We start from the raw sequence: 20,527 nt of genomic DNA, 5'->3' as shown, positions 1-20,527 counted from the left end.
GTTCGTGGTTTTTTCGATCGTAGTTTTTCGAGGAGCGCCCATGCGGATCAGGTCCCTCATCACCGGCGCCGCCGTCGCGAGCCTCGCGCTCGCCGGCTGCGGCACCGCCGACACACCGACGACGACCACCACCGGCAGCGGCGGCGTCACCACCGTGAAGCTGCAGCTGCAGTGGTTCTTCCAGGCCCAGTTCGCCGGCTACATCGCCGCCGTGGACAAGGGCTTCTACAAGGAGCAGGGCCTCGACGTGCAGCTCATCGAGGGCGGTGTCGACATCGTGCCGCAGACCGTCCTCGCGACCGGCAAGGCCGACTACGCCGTCGCCTGGGTGCCGAAGGCCCTCGCCTCGCGCGAGCAGGGCGCCGGCATCACCGACGTCGGGCAGATCTTCGCCCGCTCCGGCACGTACCAGGTCGCGTTCGCCAGCAGCGGCATCAAGTCCCCGGCCGACTTCAAGGGCAAGAAGGTCGGCAACTGGGGCTTCGGCAACGAGTTCGAGCTCTTCGCCGGCATGACGAAGGCCGGCCTCAACCCCGGCAAGGACGTCACCCTCGTGCAGCAGCAGTTCGACATGCAGGCGCTGCTGAAGAAGGAGATCGACGTCGCGCAGGCCATGTCCTACAACGAGTACGCGCAGCTGCTCGAGGCCACCAACCCGGCGACCGGCGCGCTGTACCAAGCTTCGGACTTCTCCATCATCGACTGGAAGACCGTCGGCACCTCGATGCTGCAGGACGCCGTCTGGGCCAACACCGACAAGCTCAAGGACAAGGCGTACCAGGACCAGACGGTCAAGTTCCTCACCGCGACCATCAAGGGCTGGGCGTACTGCCGCGACAAGCCGGAGGAGTGCCGCGACATGGTCGTCGCGAAGGGCTCCAAGCTCGGCAAGAGCCACCAGCTGTGGCAGATGAACGAGGTCAACAAGCTCGTCTGGCCCGCCGCGAAGGGCGTCGGGCTCGTCGACGAGGCCGCCTGGAACCAGACCGTCGACATCTCGATGACGACGAAGAACCAGGTCGGCGACACCGTCCTGAAGAAGAAGCCCGAAGGCCTGTCCTACACCAACGACTACATGCAGAAGGCGATCGACGCGGCCAAGGCCGCCGGCGTCGACGTCCTCGGCACCTCGTTCACCCCGCAGACGGTCACGCTGACCGCCGGCGGGGCGTGAGCCCCGGGCGGCCGCCGGCGTGCGTCACGACGCGCCCGGCGGCCGCCACCGCCTCCCGCGCCGCCTCCCGGGGCGTCGCCCCGTCCAGCAGCGCGGCGGTCAGGGCGGCCGTGAGCGCATCACCGCCGCCGGTCGTGTCGACGGCCTCACCGCCCGCGTGGGTGACCAGCTCGTGGCCGCTGGCCGCGTTGGGGACCAGCTCGTGCTCGCCGGCCGCGTGGGGGACCAGCTCGTGCCCGCCGGCCGCGTTGGGGACCAGCTCGTGCTCGCCGGCCGCGTGAGGGATCAGCTCGTGGCCGTCGGCCGCGTTGGGGACCAGCTCGTGCTCGCCGGCCGCGTTGGGGACCAGCTCGTGCCCGCCGGCCGCGTGAGGGACCAGCTCGTGGCCGTCGCGCCACACGAACAGGTCACCGCCGTCCGCCAGCGCGAACGCGAGCAGGCGCGGCCCGGCGTCCAGCAGCGCCGGCGCCGCCGCCAGGACCTCCCGCTCGCGCGCCGGCCCGCCGAGCAGCACCGCCGCCTCGTGCGCGTCGGCGCGCAGCACGTCGGCGCCGCGCAGGCCTCGACCGACCGGTCGGTGACGGCACCGTCGAGGACGGTCAGCCCGCCTGAAAGTTCCACGGCGGCACGGACCGCGTCGAGGGGCTGCTGCTGCACGAGCACCGCGCCGGCGGCGCGCAGCACGTCGCCGGCGGCCCGCACGTCCGCCTCGGTCAGCAGGACACCCTGCGGCAGGTGCTCCAGGTAGCGCCACCGGCCGCCGTCCTCCAGGACCTCGACGATCAGCCCGGTCGCCGTGCCCGGTCGCCGCACCACGTGCGTCACGTCGATGCCGTCGAGCGCGGCCCTGGCCAGCAGCGCGTCGCCGACCGGGTCGTCGCCGGCCACCGCGACGAGCGCCGTGGCGACGCCGAGCTGCGACAGGCCGACGGCCTGGTTGGCGCCCTTGCCTCCGAGCTGTTCGAGCCGCTGCCGGACCGCGCCCGACGCGTGCACGTCCGGCAGGCGCTCCATGACCATCACGAGATCGCGGGCCAGCTGCCCGACCACCACCGCACCCATACCGCGTCCGTTACCCCGGCCGTCGCCGGTTGACGCGTCGCCGGTGGACCGTCGGAGATCGATTACGGACCGGGGCGGTGCCGCGCTGCCGTCTTCTTGGCACGGTACAGGACCGTTCCTAATCGATCTCCGATCGCGTCACCTCCCGTCGCTCAGCGTGAATGTACGCCGAATCAGAGCAGGCCGCGTGGCCCGTCACCCATCGTTGAGCACTCGATCGCGCTACGCGTTGAGGTAGGCGAGGACCGCGAGGACGCGGCGGTTGTCGTCCTCCGACTGGGGCAGGCCGAGCTTGGCGAAGATGTTGTTGATGTGCTTGCCGACGGCCTTGTCGGTGACGAAGAGCCGGGACGCGATCGCGGCGTTGGAGCGGCCCTCCGCCATCAGGCCGAGCACCTCGCGCTCGCGCGGGGTGAGCGCCGCGGTCGGGGTGCTGCGGGCCAGCAGCTGGGACACGACCTCCGGGTCCATGGCGGTGCCGCCGCCGGCGACCCGGCGGACCGCGTCGACGAACTCGCCGACGGTCGCGACCCGGTCCTTCAGCAGGTAGCCGACGCCGCCGCGGCGGTCGGAGAGCAGCTCCCGCGCGTACAGCTGCTCCACGTGCTGCGACAGCACCAGCACCGGCAGGCCCGGCACCGCGGCCCGGGCGGCGATCGCCGCGCGCAGGCCCTCGTCGGTGAAGGTCGGCGGCAGCCGCACGTCGACGACGGCCACGTCAGGCCGGTGCTCCAGCAGCGCCGCGTGCAGCGCCTCGCCGGTGTCGACGGCCGCGGCGACCGTGAAGCCGTACGAGCTGAGCAGCCGGATCAGCCCGTCGCGGAGGAGGGCGAGGTCCTCGGCGATGACAACGCGCACGGCAGCTCCATGGTCAGCACGGTCGGACCACCGGGCGGGCTGTCGACGCGCAGGACGCCGTCGAACGCGCCCAGCCGGCGCGCGACCCCGGTCAGCCCGGAGCCGCTTCGCTCCTCGGCGCCGCCGACACCGTCGTCGCCGACGGTGATGTGCAGCGCGCCACCGAGGTGGGTCAACGATACCCACGCCGCCGACGCGTGCGCGTGCTTGACGACGTTGGTGAGGGCCTCGGCGACCGCGAAGTACGCCGCGGACTCCACCGGCGCGTCGGGGCGGCCGTCCAGGTCGACGGTGACGGTCACCGGCAGGGGCAGCGTCAGGGCGAGGGCCCGCACGCCGCCGTCGAGGCCGCGTTCGGCGAGGACCGGCGGGTGGATGCCGCGCACCAGGTGCCGCAGCTCCGCGAGCGCCAGCCCGCTCGCCTCCCGCGCCTCGGCGATGAGCGCCTGCGCGGCGGCCGGGTCGCGGGCGACGAGGTCCTCGGCCATCCCGAGGCTCATCGACAGCGACACGATCCGCGCCTGCGCGCCGTCGTGCAGGTCACGCTCGATCCGGCGCAGCTCCGCGGCCTGCGCGTCGACGACGTGGGTGCGGGTCTCGGTGAGCCGGTCGACCCGCGCGGCGAGCGCGGCGAGGGCGGCGCCGCGGGTCGGGGCGAGCAGCAGCCGGTCGAAGTGCGCCAGCGTCCACAGCAGCCACGGCCCGGCGTACAGGGCGCCGGCGGTGACGAGCGCACCCTGCGGCGGGACGCTGACGACGTCGAGGGTGTCGGAGATCGGCCAGGTGACGCCGTAGCCGTACCGGCCGGTCGCGGCGTCGATGATGATCGCCACCCCGAGGAGCCCCTCCAGGCCGTACACCAGCAGCACCGGACCGGCGAGACCCAGCAGCAGCCCGACGGGGGCGCCCGCCAGGAGCCACAGCAGGTCCCGCCACGTCGCCGGGTCGCGGACCAGCCACCACCACCGGCGCGGGGTCCCGACGAACGCGCCCGCGGGCAGCGGCCGGTACGGCCGGGGGATGTCGACCCACGACCAGTCGCGCGCCGCCCGCCGGTGCAGGTCGGCGTACGCCCGCACGAGCATCGCCACCAGCGGCGCCAGCACGAGCCCCAACCCGATCACGCTGAGCGCCAGCGACACCACGGACAGGATGAGCAGCACCAGCTTCACCGGCGGCGACAGCAGCCCGAGCAGCGCGACCCGCCCGATCGCGACGGCCCCGGCCCGCACGAACGCCTTCACCCTCATGCCGCCATTCTCGCGGCGCCGCGGCCCGGAGACAGTGGGCTTAGCCCTACCGTCGCCGGGCCGATAGCAGCCGTGGACGGCGGACCCTATAGTTCTGGGCCGTTGACCGTCACGGGGAGGAACAGGTTCGATGTGGCCATTCCGGCGAAGAGCCGCAGACAGGATCGAACACCTGGACGTCGACCCGGCGCAGGGCGACCCTGAGGCGACCCGGCTCATCGCGGCCGCGAAGCGCGGCGACTGGCAGGCGGCGGCGGAGACGCTGCGTGACGTCGAACACCCCGACGACCGGTACTTCTACTGCCGCGTCCTCGGCGAGCACGCCGGCGACGGCGCGTGGATCGACGAGTGGATCGCCGCGGCGCCCAGCAAGGCGACCCCGCTGACCGTCAAGGGGCTGCACGCGATCGACTGGGCGTGGCAGGCCCGCGGCAACGGCCGCGCCTCGACGGTCAGCGAGGACGCGTTCAAGGTGTTCTTCCGCCGGCTGAAGCTCGCCGAGGACTGCCTCGACGACGCGACCGACCTCGACGCCGACGACCCGACGCCGTGGGTGGGGCTCGTCACACTCGGCCGGGCCAGGCAGCTCGGTCTCGACGAGACCCGCCGCCGGTTCGACGAGGCGGTCCGCCGGCACCCGTTGCACCGCGACGCCCACTCGCACATGCTGCAGCAGCTGTGCCGCAAGTGGAGCGGCTCGCACGAGCTGATGCACGACTTCGCCGAGTCCGCGGCCGCCGCCGCACCGCCCGGCTCGCCGCTCGGCGTCCTGGTCGCCGACGCGCACATCGAGCACTGGCTGGACCTGCCCGAGGGCGAGGACGGCGAGTACATGCGCAGCCCCGAGGTCGGCGAGCGGCTGCGCCTCGCCGCGGACCGATCCGTGCGGCACAACCGCTACGAGCGGCGCCCCGGCTGGGCCGCCGGCGACAACGCGTTCGCGATGGCGTTCACGCTCAACGGCGACCGGCCCGCCGCCGCCGAACGCTTCGACGTGCTCGGCGACCGGGTGACGCGCTGGCCCTGGTCGTACCTCGCGACCCCCGACGTCGCGTTCACCAGGGCCCGGTCGACGGCGCGCGCCAGAGACCGCACGGCCTGACGATGACCGTCGCCGTCCGCGCCTTCCTGTCGCTGATCATGCTGGCCGGCTTCTACGTCCTCGCCCTCGTACAGTTCGCGGCCGGGCTCGCCCTCGCGATCTGGGCGGCGAGCCTCACCACCGGATACATCGGCGTGAAGGTCGGCGTGGCGGTGTTCATCGCCACCGTGTGGGCCGTCGGCTACGGCACGTGGAAGGCGCTGCGCGCCGACGGCGCGGGCCCGCAGGGCATCCCGCTCACCCCGCACAACGCGCCCGGACTGTGGCAGACGGTGCACGAGCTGGCCGCGGCGGTCGGCACCCGCGCCCCGGACGAGATCCACCTGGTGCCGGAGGTCAACGCCGCCGTCAGCGAACGAGCCCACCTGATGGGCCTGATCGGCGGGCGCCGCCACCTGTACGTGGGGCTGCCGCTGCTGCAGACGCTGACCGTCGCGCAGCTGCGGTTCGTCCTCGCGCACGAGCTCGGCCACTACTCCGGCAGCCACACGAGGTTCGCCGGCATCTCGTACCGCGGCCGCGTCGCCCTCGCCCGCACCATCGGCCACCTCGGCACGTCCAACGTCGCCGGCTGGGTCTTCCGCGCCTACGCCGCGCTGTTCCTGCTCGTGCACAACGCCGTCAGCCGCCGCCAGGAGCTCGAGGCGGATCTCGCCGCGGTACGCGTGGCGGGCCGGCTGCCGGCGGCGAGCGCCCTGCGCGAGGTCGAGGTCCTGGACCAGGTGTTCGGCTTCTACCTCGGCACCGTCGTGCGCCCCGGCCTGGACGCCGGCTACCTGCCCGACGACGTGTTCGGCGGCTTCCCGCCGCTGCTGCGCGCCCGCGCGGAGGAGGTCTCGGCGGTGCGCGCCCGGCTCGTCACGGCGGCGCGCCCGCACGACCGCTGGGACACCCACCCGCCGCTGCCCGCCCGCGTCGAGGCCGTCATGGCCGCGCCGGAGTCCTCCTTCGCCGCCGCCGACGGGCCCGCCGCCGCCCTCGTCGCGGACCTGGCCGCCGCCGGCCGTGCCCTGCAGGCCGTGGCGCTGCCGGCCGCCATGGTCCTGCCCTGGGACGAGTTCCGTGCCGCCGTGCAGACCTCCGACCTGCAGGAACAGTCCGACACGATGCTCCGCGCGTTCAGCCGCGCCGTCGGCCGGCCCGTCCCCGACGTCGGCGCCGTCCTGGACCTCGTCGCCGCCGGCCGCCTCGACGACCTCGCCGGCCCACTCTTCCCCGACGCGACCCGCCGCGAGGCCCGCACCCGCTTCGCCGCGCCGCTGGAGACCCTGCTCCGCCTCGCCGCCGTCCGCTCCGGCGTGGCCCGCTGGCAGGTGTCCTGGACCGCGTCCGCCTTCCTGGTCGACCTCTCCGGCGCCCGCCTCGACCTCTCCCAGCCGGCCGGCCTCGCCTGCGACCCGGCGACCGTGGCCCTCGCCCGCCAGCAGCTGCACGCCCGCGGCGTCGACGTCACCACCGCCCGCCACGTCCGCCAGCGCGTCGGCACCGAGCACGCCGGCATCCTCGCCGGCATCACCACCGCCATCGTCGACGGCTCCCGCGCCGACCTGCTCATCCTCAGCCACGGGCTGCTCGTGCTGCCGGGGATGCCGCGGTACAAGACGGGCATGGCCCGCTACCGGATGCGCCGCTGGCTCGCCGACGGCAACCCCCGGGAGCTCGCCGCCACCCCCGGCGCGCGCTTCATCCCGTACGAGGAGATCACCGCCGCCACCCGCACCACCAGGCTCCGCTTCCGCTGGCAGCTCACCCTCCACGACGGCACCCTCGTCGAGATGCGCAACGGCCCCCAGAGCGAAGAACACGCCGACGCCAAGTCCGTCTTCACCAAGGCCATGCACGACGCCACCACATAGCCTCGACGGCATGCGAGTCCGCTACTCCCACCGCACCGACGAGCTGGACCTGTCGGGCACCCCCGCTGAACTGCACCACCTCGCCACCCTGATCCGCGCCGGCTCCGGCACCTGCCCACTCGACACCACCACCGACCCGTCCCCTTACGACGCGTCCCTGTCCAGCATCACCATCACCCACACCACCACCGGCAAGGCCTCGATCACCGTCTCCCAGGACAGCACCACCCTCCAGATCCACGGCGCCCTGCCCGCACTGGACATCCTGGCCTCGAACGTCGAGGCTCCTGCCGAGCCCGGCCCCCTGCCGTACCACGTCCACATCGAACCCCTCCCCGGCGACCACTTCCTGTCCGAGGACTCCCAACCCCTCGTCGTCTCCACTCCCTGACAATTCCGAGGCCCCGCTGGGGTCATGTCCGGTCGGTGCGGGACAGGACGCCTGTGATGGTTCGGCCGTTGTCGTAGCGGTCCGTGCGAGGCAGCGGCACCTCGGCCAGCTTGCCGTCGTACAGCATCCACAGGCCGAAGCAGTCGTCCTCCTCATCGCGGATGAGGACCTGGACCGACTCCGGCCGCGGCCAGGGCAGCGACTCGAGGAGCGGCAGCAACCCCGCCCAGGTCTGGCGCTGGAACTGGATGACCCAGGCGTAGCACTCGGACGAGCCGAAGTTCGTGCCGTAGAACTGGTTCTCGTCGACGCGACCGAAGCACTGGTGCCACCCGCGCTGCGGGTCGGGCACCGTGAGCGGCTCCATCACCTGCTCCGCTTCCTTCGCCAGCACGATGACCTCGGTGAATCTGCTCATCCGCGAAGTATCGCGACCATGATCGACCGCCGCCAGCAGGTTTGTGGGCGAGAGGGGAGTCACTGTCCCACGACTGGGCCGCCGTCGCGATGACCGTGACCTTGACGGCGGAACAGCAGGGGACGCATCACCGGTGGTGGGGGATGCCGTCGGCAACCGGCGATCCCCGCGAAGACTCGGTGCGGATCCAGGCAGCAAGCGGCGCGCCACCGGCAAGCGGCGCGCCACCACGTGTGTGGGCATCCGCGGTCGGCCGGCAGACGTGGGAGGGTCGGCGGGGCACGGGACGCCGCTGGACCGGTGGAACTCAACGCCGGTGGAGTGGACGAAGGCGTTGCCGCCGACGGGCACGGCGCGGCTCGGGTGCGCCACCCGATGGACCGAGATGGGAACCGTTGTCGCCGGTGGACCTGGACCGGCGGGCGCTGCCGAGGGTGCAGGCGGCGCAGCGAGTGCCGCCGGGTGCCGAGGACGGCGGTCGCAGGCGGCGCCGATGCCGGTGCGCCGGACTGCGCGCTCGCGTGCGGATCCGTCGAACGCCTGACTGGCTGGGTGCCCCGCAGACGTCACCGCCGGGGTGCCCGCAGACGAGGTCAAGTCCGCTGCCGACGTCGCAGACAAGGGTGGCACCAGCGTTGCCGATGCGGTCGAGCCCGCTGCCGATGTCGCAGCCAAGGGCGTCGCCGCTGGGGTGCCCGCACACGTTACCGAGACGGCCGAGCGTGCTGCCGCCGTCGCGACCGAGGGCATCACCAGCTGGACCGTCGCGAGCGCCGGTGGCGAAGCGGCTGAAGGTGGCGGTGCAGCCGGATCCGTTGCCCGCTGGGTGGTTGGCGGCGCTGGCCCGACCGCCACGGACGTTGCCGGCGAGGTGGTCGAGTGTGCGGCCGAGGGCAGCACGGGCTGGATGGCGCACGCGGTGCCGGTGAGGCGGTCGGAGGCGTCGGCGGTGGCGCGGCCTGGAGGCGTCGGCTGGGGTGCGGTCGGCGGGGGCGGCGGGGTCTCGGTCGGAGCGGGCGGCGGGGGCGCGGTCGGAGGGGACGCTGGTGGCGCGGCCGGACGTGTTGCCGGTGCAGTAGTGAGGGTGCGGGCGTTGCGGAGGCGGGCCAGCTTCGTGGCGTGGCGGGCGGCGAGGCCGTGCGTGCGGGCCTCGGCGAACTCCGCCTTGGCGCGCGTCCTGGCCTCGCGCCGGCGGCTGTACTCCTCAGCGGCGGCGGCCCGGCGAGCGGCGCCGACAGCGACCCAGTCGACCTCCGAAACCCGCGGCGCCGGACCGGAAAGCGGTGCGGACAACGAAAAGTACGACCGTGGCATGAGCGACCTCCCCCTTGAACCGCTCACCACCCATCCTCCCCCCAACCACACCCCCCGCACACCGGCCGAAAGAAGGGGAACCCGGGCGGAGGTCGCCGCGTGTGCAGGTGTGACGATTCGCAGACGGACCATCCTTGTGGCCGGGGCGACCGCCGGCACCGCGCTCGCGTCCGGAGCGCCCGGGGTCGCCACGGCAGCCGCGGCCGCCGGGACAGCCGGGACGGCCGAGATCACCGTCGTCGCCGTCGGAAGGGCCGGCGGTGGGGCGGCGAAGGCGTTCCTGGAACTGGTCCGCACCGACCGGCCCGCCGAGCCGATCGGGATGCCGTTCGAGGGGACGATGCGGGTGCCGGTCGAGCGGGGGACGTACCTGGTCTCGGTGGAGGTGCAGGAGGACCGCGTGCGGACCTGGCTCGTGCAGCCGGGAATCCGGGTCGACGGGCCGGTGACAGTGACCGCCGACGCGCGGGCCGGGCGGCCCGTGGCGATCGCCGTGCCGCGGCAGGATGCGGTGCCGGAGCTGCTCGAGGTCAGGTACAGGATGCCGGTCAGCGGTGGTGAGACGTGGGAGAACCGGTGCGCGGGGACCTGCGTGGCGTGTACTTCGGGGCGCTGGGCGGGGAGCGGCCGGTCGACGGGTTCCGGGTCATGGTCGCGGTCACCATGACCGCCGCCGGCGCCGCCTACTTCCTGGCCTGGATGGTGTACGGGCGGCTGCCCGCTGGTCTCGCCCGCACCCTGACCCCCGGGCAGCTGAGCACGGTCAGGAGCCGGTTCGGGGCGAGGGTCGGCGGCGCGGGCGTCACGTACACGAGGCCGCGGATGCCGGGCGGAGGCGGGGTGTTCGCCGCGGCCCTGCCGATCGAGGTGCTCCCGGCGCACCGCGACGACCACTACAACCTCGACGCGGGCGGCGTGACGTGGCGGACGACGTTCGAGGAGCCGGCCGCCGGCGTGCGGCTGGAAGGGCCGGCCGGCACGGCGTGGAACGAGGGGGTCGCGGCGCCGAGCGTCGAGGTGCAGGAGCTGCCCGAGCAGTGGGTGTCGCGCAACGGTGACACGCTCGTCGTCGCGGCCCGGCTGCACGGGGACGGCGCCGGGCATCCGGGGAGCGTCGAGTACGCGCGGGCGCGGACGGCCGTGTACCGCGACGGCGTGCTCGTCGCCGAGGCCGGCGCCGCGGAAGGGGTGTTCGAGGTGCCGCCGGAGCCGGGCCTGTTCCGGTTGGAGATGCGGGCGGAGCCGGCGGCGTTCGGGACCGTCGTCGACGTCGCCTGGACGTTCCGGTCCGAACATGTGCCCGGCGGGGACTGGCGGCGGATGCCGCTGCGCGCGGTGTCCTTCGCCCCTGTACTGCGTGCCGACGGCACCGCCACCGCCGGTCGGGCGTTTCGCTTCCCGTACCGGATGACGACGCAGGCGACGACGGCGGTGCGGCCGGGGGTGGAGGTGTCCTACGACGACGGGCGCTCGTGGTTCCCGGCGCTGGTGACCGCCACGCACGTCGCGGTCGCGCACCCCGGCGGCAAGGGCTGGGTGTCGTTGCGGGCCACGGCCGAGGGGCTGGAGCAGACGACGCTGCGGGCGTATCCGTTCGCACCCTGACCGGGACGGAGGCGCTGCTGGAAAGATCCCAGCAGCGCCCGACCGGTCACGCCACGTGCGCGTCGGCCGCGTCGAGGGCGTCGTCGATCGCGTCGATGCCCTGCAGCAGCTCCTCCTCGGTGACGACCAGCGGCGGCACCACGTGCAGCCGGTTGAAGTGCGTGAACGGCCACACGCCGCGGGCCTTGCAGGCGGCGACGACGTCGGCCATCGGCTTGGCCGCGGCGCCGGACGCGTTGTAGGGCACCAGCATCTCGCGGGTGTCCCGGTCGCGGACCAGCTCGATCGCCCAGAACAGGCCCAGGCCGCGCACCTCACCGACCGACGGGTGCCGGTCGCGCAGCTTCTCCAGCCGCGGCCCGACGACCCGCTCGCCGAGGTCCTTGACCCGCTCGGGGATCCGCTCGTCGCGCATCACCTCGATGGTCGCGACGGCCGCCGCGCAGGCCAGGGGGTGGCCCGAGTACGTGAGGCCGCCGGGGAACGGGCGCTCCGCGAACGTGTCGTACACCTTGTCGCCGAGCACGACGCCGCCCAGCGGGACGTAACCGGAGTTGACGCCCTTCGCGAACGTGATCAGGTCCGGCACCACACCCCACCGGTCGACGGCGAACCACTCCCCGCACCGGCCGAACCCGCTCATCACCTCGTCGCAGATCAGCAGCGCCCCGTGCCGGTCGCACAGCTCGCGCACCCCGGCGAGGTACCCGGGCGGCGGCACGAGGATCCCGTTGGTCCCGACGACCGTCTCCAGCACGACGGCGGCGATCGTGCCCGGCCCCTCGAACATGAACACCTCCTCGAGGTGCTGCAGGGCGCGCTGGGTCTCCTGCTCCGGGCTGTCGGCGTGGAAGGAGGAGCGGTAGGGGTACGGGCCGAAGAAGCGCACGACGCCCGGCATCGCGGGCTCGTTGGCCCAGCGGCGCGGATCGCCCGTGAGCGTGATCGATCCGGTGGTCGCGCCGTGGTACGACCGGTACGCGGCCAGGATCTTGTGCCGCCCGGTCGTCAGCCGCGCCATCTTGACGGCGTGCTCGTTGGCCTCGGTGCCGCCGTTGGTGAAGAACACGTGCGACAGGTCCCCGGGCGCGACCTCCGCGATGAGCCGCGCGGCCTCGCTGCGCGCCGGGTTGGCGAAGCTCGGCGCGACCGTGCACAGCAGCCCCGCCTGCTCCTGGATCGCGGCGACGACCCGCGGGTGCTGATGCCCGAGGTTCAGGTTCACCAGCTGTGAGGAGAAGTCGAGGTACCTGGTGCCGGCGGCGTCCCAGAACGTGCTGCCGAGGCCGCCGGTGACGACGACCGGGTCCAGCGCCCGCTGCGCCGACCAGGAGTGGAAGACGTGCGCGCGGTCGTCACGGTAGGCGTCCGCGTCGGAGATGTGTCCGGTCATGAGCCGACGCTAATCGCACACGTCCGGCCGTACAATAGCTTCATCGTTACAGGTTGTTACGGGTCCTATGCTGAGGACCATGCAGATCACCTCGACCGCTGAACTGGAGGACCTGCTCGGGTCGCCGATGCCCCGGGCCGCGAGCAAGGAACGCAGCACCCTGGCACAGACCGACCGGGACTGGCTGGCGCTGTCGCCGTTCGTCCTCGTCGGCACCTCCGACGCCGACGGCAACTGCGACGTCTCCCCGAAGGGCGACCCGCCCGGCTTCACCCACGTCATCGACGACCGGACCATCGCCCTGCCGGAGCGCCCCGGCAACCGGCGCGCCGACAGCTTCCACAACATCCTCGCCAACCCTCACGTCGGCCTGATCTTCCTGATCCCGGGCCGCCGCGAGACGCTGCGCATCAACGGCCGCGCCCGCCTGCTCACCGACGCCCCGTGGTTCTCCTCGATGGTCGTGGAGGGCCACCGTCCGATCCTCGCCCTCGTCGTCGACATCGACACCATCTTCTTCCACTGCCAGAAGGCATTCATGCGCTCCAACCTGTGGAAGCCCGAGACCTGGACCCCCGAGGACCTGCCGTCCCACGCGAAGCTCATCAAGAGCGTCCAGAACACCAACGAGTCACTCGAGCAGCTCGAGGAGTACTACGCCGAGGACCGCTACACCCGCGGCCTCTACACCTCCTGACCCTTCCCCCCTCCCGCGAACAGCTCGGTGAGGTCGGGGTACAGCCGCTCCAGCCGCCCGGCCTCACCGAACCCCGCCGGCCACCGCGCGTCGGGAATCCCGCGCGGCCTCCGCTCGAACGCGTCCGGAAACTCCACGAGCGCCGCGTACCTCGGATGCAGCTTGGCCAGGACGACCTCGAACGCGGCCTCACCCACGCCGAGCAGCTCCTCCGCGTGCGGATAGTCCTCGTCCGACCAGCGCTCACCCCGCATGCCCGCCAGCCGCCGCACCTGCGGATGCTCGGCCAGCAGGTCAGGATCGTCCAGCACCCACTCGAACATCTCCCGCCCCAGCGCCACCACCCACGGCCGGAAGCAGTAGAAGTTGTCCTCCGACACCTCGGCACCGGTGATGATCTGGGCCGCCTCCCACAGCTCACAGGTGAGCAACCGGTCGCACTTCTCCACCATCATCGTGTGGAACCGCACGATGTCCCCGACCGGCAACCGCGCCAGCCGCGCCTCCAACGCCCGGAACCGCCGGTCCCCGGCCGACTCGACCGCCCGCCAGAACGCATCCTCATCCACCGCTCCATGATCCGGCAGCCCTCGCCCACTGCTTGAAGTACCAGGAGACCGTCTGCCATGGCGGGAAGGCGCGTGGCAGGTACTGCCAGGCGCAGCCGGTGCGGACCACGTGCAGAACCGCGTCCACAATGGATTTGCGTGGATGCTTTCTGGCCTACCACCGCGTTTGGGCGCTGGGAGCAGCGGCCCGACCAGCGCCCACTGCTCGTCGGTCAGGTCTGTGGGGTACCGCCACGGCCGGAGGCTCCGGCCACGTTGGCGGCATCGACATCGGTGGTCACGTAGGCACGCCGATGCACCTCATCGGATCTTGTCCCAGTGCAACTCGAACGCCTTACCGCAGCTCACACATGGAATCATGGCGTTGATGGGGGGCCGGCTCCAGACTTCACGCTCCGCGTCGGGTGGGATCCGGGGGCTTGGCTCGGTGGCCCAGCCGGCGTCGTAACGTCGTACCGCTTCGACGAACTCCGCGGGCGGCCGGTAGACGTAATGCCAGATCAGCGCTGGCGCCGCGAACATCACGCCCGGCCGGGCCGGCACCCTGATCTCGCGGAACGCAAGCCAGGGCCGCCCGTCTGGCCGCGGATCGGCGACGGGATCCGCGTCCGACGGGCAGAACTCACAGCTGTGGAGGCCTCGCGTAGGGCGTCAGGTCCGCGAAGTAGGTCACCGAGGCAAGATACGGCGTTGGGTGCGATAGGCGGCCGATGAGTTCGGTCATTCGGTCGAGACCTGCACGTCGGTCAGGCCCGATGAGTAACACCGCAGCCGTGACGTCCGGCTACCTCGACGACAAACAGACCCACTTCTCAAACACGCTCTGAGCAACGACGAGTGGGCTGTGCTGGCGCCGCCGGTCCCATGGCCGGCTGACCACCAAGGTCCAGGCTCTGCCCAACGGGCGCGCCGCCCAACCGACCCAACGGGTCATCCGCTTCCAGCGCCAGACCTGTCCCGCACCGACCGGACGACACGACCATGGTGGGTCACTCGAGGGGCGGGAGCAGGTCGCTGGCGCTGAGGGTGTACGTCAGGGAGGGGTAGGTGAAGTCCGTTTCGGTGTTCTCGCGGCGCCGCAGCTGGAAGAACTCGCGTTGCTGGGTGTCGTCGGCTGAGGTCAGGGGCGCGCCGGTGCGCAGGTGAGCGTGGCCGTCGTGGTGCTGGACGAAGGTCTTCGAGGTCCGGAAGGTCACGCCGAGCCAGCGGTTGTCGGGCATCTGGGCGGGTCTGTCCAGCACGATCCTGTGTCGGTGGCGCCGGTTGGTGGCGAGGGAGAAGACGATGACGCTGTTGTGGGGCATCGGGATCTCGAAGGTGTCGCCGGGGTCCTTCGGCTCGACGACCAGCTTCCGTGGCGGGTGCACCTCGGGGCGTTCGTAGCAGGAGAAGACCGCGATGGACGACCCGTCCGCCAGGTCGAGGGCCTGGTCGCTGTGGCCGCCCATGGTCGTGTACGCGTTCGTGTAGCTCTCGACGAGCGCGTTGTTGAAGGCTGCGGGGAGGGCCGCGAGTGTCTGGACGTGTCGCGCCAGCTGCTCGTACACCGGCGGAAAACGCTGCGCGGGGAGGCTGTAGCGGGTGGTGGTGCGCACGATCGGCACGTCGCCCGTCTCGGCGGTCGCGACCAGGACGGCGCCCAGCCGGCCCTTGCCCACCGGTTCGAACCGTGCCGACGCGAACAGCTCCTCGAACGGGTTCCCGTCGGTGGGCAGCGTGTACGAGCGGAACTCAGACCCGGGGTGCAAGGTAGTCCCCCGAGTTCATGCTGAAGCGCGGCTCGTCGCCGTAGTGGACGAGCGACTGGGTCCGGTTCTCCTCGGCGTACAACCTGCGCAGCTCGGCCATGCCCTCGGGGGTTGGCGGTCCGAGCTCGACCGGGCCGCCGTCCGTCTTGAGGAACGTCTGCCCGTTCCTGTGTACGGCCTCGGCGCTCGAGCAGCGGACCACATAACCGAGGCGGGTCGGCAGCAGCCCGGCGTCCAGCGTCGGGGGGCGGACCTCGTGCGTGTACAGCCGGTTCGTGGACAGCGGCATGAAGAACACGGAGCCGGGATAGAGGGTCAGGGTGAACTGCTCCGGAAGGTCGGCCGGCGCCTTGAGCCGGAACTGCAGCCTGGTGAGCCCGCTGACACCGTTCAGGCCGTGGTCGAAGGGGCCCAGGGGGCGCAGCTTGTCGAGCCCGTCGTAGAAGGTGCAGAAGGCCATGACGCCGTTGCCGGGCATGTCCTTGGTCTTGTCGGCGTGTGCCGAGATCTTGGCCTTGGACTGCTTGCGTTCGTCGGTGCCCGGGGTGTTGTGGTAGATCTGCGCGAGGACGTGGTTCAGCGGGGCGTGGCCGCGGAACACGTGGGCGGCCTCCCGGTTCAGGGCCTCGACGATGCGTGTGTCGGTCGCGGCGAAGTTCTCGGTCGGGCCTGAGAGGTTCGTCGAGCACCGGAGCAGGCGGAAGTGCAGCTCGTCGCCGTCCCGCGTGACGGGGGTCAGGTAGATCCCGGTGCGGTGCGCGGTGCCGGGCTTGGTGGACTCCGTGAGGGACTGGAACGCGTGCTCCGCGCTGATCCGGCCGAAGTGGCCGGCGCCGGGGTCGAAGAACCGCCGGTAGTACACGCCGGCGCCATGGACGTGGACAGGCACCTGCCCGGGATCGGCGACCGGCCACGGCGCGGAGCCGTGCGACAGCCCGTCGACCACGAACACCCGCGCGGCCCCGTCGAGCGCGTGCGCGCCGATGCTGGACACGTCGCCGCACAGGTAGACGGTCCTGCGATGCACGGCGGGCAGCTCCTCCGGCGTGCTCACGGCCCCGAAGAAGTCCCTGACCAGCGGATCGTCGTGCAGGGCCGCCGGCGCGACCAGGATGTTGCCCGTTTCATCGATGCGGGCCTCTGCGGTGTGCATGACGTTGTACCTGCCGTTCGAATGCGACGTCACGGGTTGGCACCGTCGGTGGTGCGTTGCAGGTCGAAGCCCCAGCGGACGAGCTCGGGAAGATCGTCGGCGGGGACGTCGTAGGGCAGCAGCGCGAGGGCGCAGCCGATGTCGTCGCCGGCGACGTCGAGCTTCGGGTCGTGGGCCGCTTGCAGGAGGACGTCGAGGGTACGGGGGTGCTTCCAGGACGCGAGGTCGACGATGCCGGCGGTGCGCAGCAACACATCCTCGGACGGGTCGAGCAGGAGGGTGGCGAGGCGTTCGGCGCGGTCGTCCCAGGGCAGCTCGCCGGGCACCCGCAGGGCCTGCAGGAACCGCTCCGGCGGCCGGTACCCGTGCACCTCGACGTAGTGCAGGAGCATGGCCGGAGCGGCGTACACCTCGCCGTCGTGGGCGTAGTAGTGGTACTCGCCGTTGCCGCCGCCGGGGGTGGTCTCTCCGGGGCACCACGGGCAGACGTGCCGGCCGAGCATCACGCTGGACAGCACGCGGGAGGCGGCGCGCAGGGGTCGCGGGTCGGCGTCCGGGGCGGGCGGTCGCGGGGTGAAGGAGGGTCCCAGCCAGCCGATGTTGCGCATCGAGAGCGGGAACTCGTAGTACTCGTACGGCGACAGGTCGGGGTACTCCACGGCTACCGCACCGCCTGGATCAGGAAGCGGTGGGTGTGCACGACGATCGGGCCGGCGGCGTCCACGGACATCAGGCCAGCCCGACGAGCTTGCCGACGTGGGTGCCCCGCTCCAGGTCGGTGTGGGCGGTGCGGATGTCGTCCATCGCGTACGTGTGGACCGGGCCGAGGGTCAGCTCGCCGGCGGCGATCCGGTCGAGGAACCGCTGCAGGACCGCGGGCGGCAGGTCGCTCGCCTCGCCGCCGTAGGCGGTCAGGCGGACTCCGGTCGGCAGGTAGCCGATGGGGTAGAAGTCGCGGACCAGCCACTCGTTGGACAGCATGCCGGTGAAGCAGACCGTGCCCCGGACGCGGGTCGCGGCCAGGGTGTCAGGCAGGGTAGGGGTGCCGACGAGCTCCAGGGCCGCGTCGACGCCGTCCGGGAACAGCGCCCTGACCTGAGCGGCGACCGAGCCGTCGTCGACGAGCGGGTGGGTGACGCCGACCGCGGTCAGCGCCGCGAGGCGGCCGGGGGAGCGGGTCGTGGACAGCACGGTCGCCCCGAGGTCGCGGGCGAGCGCGGCGGCGGCCAGGCCGACCGACGACGTGCCGCCGCGGATCAGCAGCGTCTGGCCGGGTCGCAGGTCCAGGGCGGTGACGACGGAGCCGTACGCCGTCTGCAGCGTCTCCGGGACGGCGCCGATCGCGGGCCACGGCAGTTCGGACGCGAACGGGATGACCTGCGCGGCGGGCACGACCGTGTACTCGGCGTAGCCGCCGTCGAAGGTGCGGCCCATCCCGCCCATCATCGTGGCGACCTGCTGGCCGACCTCAAACGCTGAGTCACCCGGGTCGTCCACCACGCCCGTCGCCTCGATGCCCGGGACGCGGGGGAAGACCACGCCCTCCGCGAGGCCGAGGCGGGTGTGCAGCTCCGACCGGTTGAGCCCGAACGCCTTGACGCGGATCCTGACCCAGCCGGGCGGCGGCGAGGGTGTCGGCACCTCGACGACGCTCAGGTTGGACACGGGACCGGGGCCGGACAGCATAACCGCGCGCACACGTCAGAGTAGCAACGCTAGAGTGCGGCGTGCCCACGGTTATTGACCGGCTGCGCGCCGCCGGATGCGTGTTCGCCGAGGATGAGGCCGCGCTGCTCACCGAGGCGGCCGGCGGCGACGACGAACGACTGGAAACGCTCGTCGATCGGCGCGTGCAGGGGTACCCCATCGAGTACCTCGTCGGGTGGGCGTCGTTCGCGGGCGAACGGTTCGCCATCGAGGACGGCGTGTTCATCCCGCGCCACCGCACCGAGCTCCTGGCCGTCACCGCGCGCAAGTTCATCCACAGTGGACACACGGTGCTGGACCTGTGCTGCGGCACGGGGGCGCTCGGCGCGACCGCGACCCGCGGCACAGAGCGCACCCGGCTGGTGGCGACCGACGTCGACCCGGCCGCGGTGGCCTGCGCGCGGCGGAACCTCCCGCACGCCGAGGTGTACGAGGGTGACCTCTTCGACCCGCTCCCGGAGGACCTGCGCGGGCGGGTCGACGTGCTGCTCGCGAACGTGCCCTACGTGCCGACGGCGCAGATCGCGTTCCTGCCCGAGGAGTTCCGGGTGCACGAGCGGCGGGCCGCGCTCGACGGCGGCGACGACGGCCTGCGCGTGCTGCGCCGGGTCGCGGCCGAGGCGCCACGCTGGCTGACCGGCGACGGGCGCCTGCTGACCGAGGCCGGCGACGCCCAGCTGGACGCGGTCCACGCGGTCCTCGCCGGGTGCGGCCTGACGCCCACGACCGTCACCGACCCGGAGACCGAGACCAGCGTCGTGGTCGGCAGTATGAGCCGGACGATATATCCATAAGTATCGAATCGATGGATACCATCCTCCCCATCATCCACTCGTTGGGGAGGCTACGGATGGTTCGAAGGTTCCTGGCGGTCCTGACCGCCGTCATCGCCACCGTCGGCGTGCTGCCGGGCGTCGCGCACGCCCAGCAGGACGTCGTCGGCGGCACCCGTGCGGCGCAGGGCGAGTTCCCGTTCATGGTGCGGCTCTCGATGGGCTGCGGCGGGGCGCTGTACAGCCCGCGCCTGGTGCTCACCGCCGCGCACTGTGTGGGCGGCACCGGCACCAACACCAGCATCACCGCGACGCTGGGCGTGGTCGACCTGCAGTCGGCCAGCCGCATCCAGGTCAGGTCCAACTACGTGTACCGGGCACCCGGGTACAACGGCAACGGCAAGGACTGGGCGCTGATCCGGCTCGCGTCGCCCGTCAGCGGCCTGGCCACGCTGCCGATCGCGACGAACACCACGTACAACACCGGCACCTTCACCGTCGCGGGATGGGGTGCGGCGCGCGAGGGCGGCGCGCAGCAGCGCTACCTGCTCAAGGCGACCGTGCCGTACGTGGCGGACTCGACCTGTGACAACTCCTACCCGGACCTGATCCCGAACGACGAGATCTGCGCCGGGTACGCCGCCGGCGGCACCGACACCTGCCAGGGCGACTCGGGCGGCCCGATGTTCCGCCGCGACGCCGCCAACGCCTGGATCCAGGTCGGCATCGTCAGCTGGGGCAACGGCTGCGCCCGCCCGAACTACCCGGGCGTCTACACGCAGGTGAGCACGTTCGCCTCGGCGATCGCCTCCGCTGCGGCGAGTCTCGGGGGCTGACCCCGGAGGACCGGAGGGGGCCCGATGTCGGGGCCCCCTACGGGCCTCAGATCTGCATCGCCACCCGCTGGCCGAGCTCGTGGCTGATCCGCTCGAACGTCCCCGCGTTCTCCTGCTTCTGCACCAGGTTGGTCTGCAGGATCTGCGCGCACTGCGTCTCGCCCATGAGCAGCGCCTTGTCGATCAGTCCGCGGTAGCCGGCGATGCCGAAGTGCGCCAGCTTCGTCTCCGCGTCCACGGCGTAGATCTCCATCGCCTCCGTGGAGGGCTGCTGGCCGGCGAACGCCTGGAACTCCGCCCGCATCCCGTCGAGCGTCGAGCACGGCACCTCGACCGGCTCCATCTCCATCATCGCGAAGCACGTCTCGATGTTCTGGATCTTCTGCTGTCCCTGCTGCTGCTGGGCCCGCAGAATCTGGGCGAGGGGGCTGTGTTCGGCCTGGCCGAGCATCTCGCCGACGAGATGGTTGCTCTTGCGCTCGGCGTCGTACATGCCGGACAGCTCGTAGAGGAACAGGTCGGACGGATTGTCGATGGTCATGCGGCCTCAGCTACCCGACGCTGCAAGTTTCACACCGCCGCGGCGGCCGACCTGGGGGCCGGCGCTGACATCGTTGACCG

Annotated in this window: 21 protein-coding genes and 1 pseudogene; 9 read left to right on the top strand and 13 right to left on the bottom strand. The window is 72.2% G+C overall.

The features are described from left to right. Nucleotides 1-40 precede the first annotated feature (40 nt). Entirely contained in the window at nucleotides 41-1,174 is a 1,134-nt protein-coding gene (locus tag AB0J72_RS14550; protein ID WP_363398719.1) for an ABC transporter substrate-binding protein, read from the top strand. Here the strand turns inward: AB0J72_RS14550 and AB0J72_RS14545 are convergent. From AB0J72_RS14545 to AB0J72_RS14530, 4 genes and pseudogenes are all read right to left on the bottom strand, one after another. Then, entirely contained in the window at nucleotides 1,149-1,718 is a 570-nt protein-coding gene (locus AB0J72_RS14545; protein WP_363398717.1) for a PfkB family carbohydrate kinase, read from the bottom strand. The genes AB0J72_RS14550 and AB0J72_RS14545 overlap by 26 nt on opposite strands. Nucleotides 1,719-1,861: 143 nt before the next feature. Continuing rightward, nucleotides 1,862-2,188, bottom strand: a pseudogene (locus tag AB0J72_RS14540) (PfkB family carbohydrate kinase); the annotation flags it as partial. 270 nt (nucleotides 2,189-2,458) lie between these two features. Then, nucleotides 2,459-3,094, bottom strand: a complete 636-nt coding sequence (locus AB0J72_RS14535) for a response regulator transcription factor (RefSeq protein WP_360561707.1) — start codon at nucleotides 3,092-3,094, stop codon at nucleotides 2,459-2,461. Beyond that, nucleotides 3,046-4,344 (bottom strand): sensor domain-containing protein, encoded by a 1,299-nt coding sequence (locus AB0J72_RS14530; RefSeq protein WP_363398715.1) that lies wholly within the window; start codon nucleotides 4,342-4,344, stop codon nucleotides 3,046-3,048. Before AB0J72_RS14530 ends, AB0J72_RS14535 begins: the two co-directional genes overlap by 49 nt. A gap of 130 nt (nucleotides 4,345-4,474) precedes the next feature. Here AB0J72_RS14530 and AB0J72_RS14525 point away from each other — a divergent pair, with 130 nt between their 5' ends. From AB0J72_RS14525 to AB0J72_RS14515, 3 genes are read left to right on the top strand one after another with little or no spacing between them, the layout of a single operon-like run. Beyond that, nucleotides 4,475-5,446: a DUF4034 domain-containing protein gene (locus AB0J72_RS14525; protein ID WP_363398713.1), complete on the top strand. Its 972-nt coding sequence runs from the start codon at nucleotides 4,475-4,477 to the stop codon at nucleotides 5,444-5,446. Between the two features lie 2 nt (nucleotides 5,447-5,448). Continuing rightward, on the top strand, nucleotides 5,449-7,302 hold the full coding sequence (locus AB0J72_RS14520; RefSeq protein WP_363398711.1) for a M48 family metallopeptidase: 1,854 nt from the start codon (nucleotides 5,449-5,451) through the stop codon (nucleotides 7,300-7,302). A 10-nt stretch (nucleotides 7,303-7,312) separates the two neighbouring features. Continuing rightward, the gene (locus AB0J72_RS14515; protein ID WP_363398709.1) at nucleotides 7,313-7,693 is read left to right on the top strand and encodes a hypothetical protein; all 381 of its coding nucleotides are present in this window, start codon (nucleotides 7,313-7,315) and stop codon (nucleotides 7,691-7,693) included. 22 nt (nucleotides 7,694-7,715) lie between these two features. Here AB0J72_RS14515 and AB0J72_RS14510 read toward each other — a convergent pair whose 3' ends face one another. Next, entirely contained in the window at nucleotides 7,716-8,111 is a 396-nt protein-coding gene (locus AB0J72_RS14510) for a hypothetical protein (protein ID WP_363398707.1), read from the bottom strand. Between the two features lie 1,423 nt (nucleotides 8,112-9,534). On the opposite strand from AB0J72_RS14510, the gene AB0J72_RS14505 reads away from it, so the two are divergent. Both AB0J72_RS14505 and AB0J72_RS14500 read left to right on the top strand, forming a co-directional pair. Then, entirely contained in the window at nucleotides 9,535-10,092 is a 558-nt protein-coding gene (locus AB0J72_RS14505) for a hypothetical protein (protein WP_363398705.1), read from the top strand. Then, entirely contained in the window at nucleotides 10,002-11,030 is a 1,029-nt protein-coding gene (locus AB0J72_RS14500; protein WP_363398703.1) for a hypothetical protein, read from the top strand. Before AB0J72_RS14505 ends, AB0J72_RS14500 begins: the two co-directional genes overlap by 91 nt. 46 nt (nucleotides 11,031-11,076) lie before the next feature. On the opposite strand, the gene AB0J72_RS14495 is transcribed toward AB0J72_RS14500, so the two are convergent. After that, complete coding sequence (locus AB0J72_RS14495; RefSeq protein ID WP_363398701.1) at nucleotides 11,077-12,423, bottom strand: aspartate aminotransferase family protein; 1,347 nt, start codon at nucleotides 12,421-12,423, stop codon at nucleotides 11,077-11,079. Nucleotides 12,424-12,490: 67 nt separating this feature from the next. Here AB0J72_RS14495 and AB0J72_RS14490 point away from each other — a divergent pair, with 67 nt between their 5' ends. Next, nucleotides 12,491-13,120: a pyridoxamine 5'-phosphate oxidase family protein gene (locus AB0J72_RS14490; RefSeq protein WP_363398699.1), complete on the top strand. Its 630-nt coding sequence runs from the start codon at nucleotides 12,491-12,493 to the stop codon at nucleotides 13,118-13,120. Here AB0J72_RS14490 and AB0J72_RS14485 read toward each other — a convergent pair. The 6 genes from AB0J72_RS14485 to AB0J72_RS14460 form a co-directional block, all read right to left on the bottom strand. Next, entirely contained in the window at nucleotides 13,108-13,689 is a 582-nt protein-coding gene (locus tag AB0J72_RS14485; protein ID WP_363398697.1) for a DUF4240 domain-containing protein, read from the bottom strand. The two genes, AB0J72_RS14490 and AB0J72_RS14485, sit on opposite strands and share 13 nt — an antisense overlap. Beyond that, nucleotides 13,682-13,798, bottom strand: coding sequence for a transposase (locus AB0J72_RS14480; protein ID WP_363398966.1), 117 nt, complete (start codon nucleotides 13,796-13,798; stop codon nucleotides 13,682-13,684). The genes AB0J72_RS14485 and AB0J72_RS14480 overlap by 8 nt, the downstream gene beginning before the upstream one ends. 880 nt (nucleotides 13,799-14,678) lie before the next feature. Further along, a complete protein-coding gene (locus tag AB0J72_RS14475) occupies nucleotides 14,679-15,437 on the bottom strand; it encodes an alpha-ketoglutarate-dependent dioxygenase AlkB (RefSeq protein WP_363398695.1) in 759 nt (252 codons plus the stop codon). Beyond that, a complete protein-coding gene (locus AB0J72_RS14470; RefSeq protein ID WP_363398693.1) occupies nucleotides 15,421-16,623 on the bottom strand; it encodes a hypothetical protein in 1,203 nt (400 codons plus the stop codon). Before AB0J72_RS14470 ends, AB0J72_RS14475 begins: the two co-directional genes overlap by 17 nt. Further along, entirely contained in the window at nucleotides 16,620-17,249 is a 630-nt protein-coding gene (locus AB0J72_RS14465) for a hypothetical protein (protein WP_363398691.1), read from the bottom strand. The genes AB0J72_RS14470 and AB0J72_RS14465 overlap by 4 nt, the downstream gene beginning before the upstream one ends. Nucleotides 17,250-17,319: 70 nt before the next feature. Further along, nucleotides 17,320-18,288, bottom strand: coding sequence for a zinc-binding dehydrogenase (locus AB0J72_RS14460; protein ID WP_363398689.1), 969 nt, complete (start codon nucleotides 18,286-18,288; stop codon nucleotides 17,320-17,322). 29 nt (nucleotides 18,289-18,317) lie between these two features. Between AB0J72_RS14460 and AB0J72_RS14455 the strand changes: the two genes are divergently transcribed. Further along, nucleotides 18,318-19,091 carry a putative protein N(5)-glutamine methyltransferase gene (locus tag AB0J72_RS14455; RefSeq protein WP_363398688.1) on the top strand — a complete coding sequence of 258 codons (774 nt, stop codon included), beginning with the start codon at nucleotides 18,318-18,320 and terminating at the stop codon, nucleotides 19,089-19,091. A gap of 56 nt (nucleotides 19,092-19,147) precedes the next feature. Continuing rightward, nucleotides 19,148-19,906 carry a serine protease gene (locus tag AB0J72_RS14450; protein ID WP_363398686.1) on the top strand — a complete coding sequence of 253 codons (759 nt, stop codon included), beginning with the start codon at nucleotides 19,148-19,150 and terminating at the stop codon, nucleotides 19,904-19,906. Nucleotides 19,907-19,952: 46 nt separating this feature from the next. Here the strand turns inward: AB0J72_RS14450 and AB0J72_RS14445 are convergent, their stop codons facing one another. Beyond that, entirely contained in the window at nucleotides 19,953-20,447 is a 495-nt protein-coding gene (locus tag AB0J72_RS14445) for a DUF892 family protein (RefSeq protein ID WP_363398684.1), read from the bottom strand. Nucleotides 20,448-20,527: the final 80 nt, after the last annotated feature.

It is taken from the genome of Dactylosporangium sp. NPDC049742, from assembly GCF_040674675.1.
Lineage (GTDB): Bacteria > Actinomycetota > Actinomycetes > Mycobacteriales > Micromonosporaceae > Dactylosporangium > Dactylosporangium maewongense.
The sequence above is the reverse complement of the archived record's forward strand: the minus strand, read 5'-3'. Positions and strand labels throughout refer to the sequence as shown.

Excerpts from the sequence above, each read along its gene's own strand:
- AB0J72_RS14530 (WP_363398715.1), bottom strand. The coding sequence starts at position 4,344 with ATGAGGGTGAAGGCGTTCGTGCGGGCCGGGGCCGTCGCGATCGGGCGG.
- AB0J72_RS14525 (WP_363398713.1), top strand. The coding sequence starts at position 4,475 with ATGTGGCCATTCCGGCGAAGAGCCGCAGACAGGATCGAACACCTGGAC.
- AB0J72_RS14445 (WP_363398684.1), bottom strand. The coding sequence starts at position 20,447 with ATGACCATCGACAATCCGTCCGACCTGTTCCTCTACGAGCTGTCCGGC.
- AB0J72_RS14495 (WP_363398701.1), bottom strand. The coding sequence starts at position 12,423 with ATGACCGGACACATCTCCGACGCGGACGCCTACCGTGACGACCGCGCG.
- AB0J72_RS14450 (WP_363398686.1), top strand. The coding sequence starts at position 19,148 with ATGGTTCGAAGGTTCCTGGCGGTCCTGACCGCCGTCATCGCCACCGTC.
- AB0J72_RS14510 (WP_363398707.1), bottom strand. The coding sequence starts at position 8,111 with ATGAGCAGATTCACCGAGGTCATCGTGCTGGCGAAGGAAGCGGAGCAG.
- AB0J72_RS14490 (WP_363398699.1), top strand. The coding sequence starts at position 12,491 with ATGCTGAGGACCATGCAGATCACCTCGACCGCTGAACTGGAGGACCTG.
- AB0J72_RS14515 (WP_363398709.1), top strand. The coding sequence starts at position 7,313 with ATGCGAGTCCGCTACTCCCACCGCACCGACGAGCTGGACCTGTCGGGC.
- AB0J72_RS14520 (WP_363398711.1), top strand. The coding sequence starts at position 5,449 with ATGACCGTCGCCGTCCGCGCCTTCCTGTCGCTGATCATGCTGGCCGGC.
- AB0J72_RS14550 (WP_363398719.1), top strand. The coding sequence starts at position 41 with ATGCGGATCAGGTCCCTCATCACCGGCGCCGCCGTCGCGAGCCTCGCG.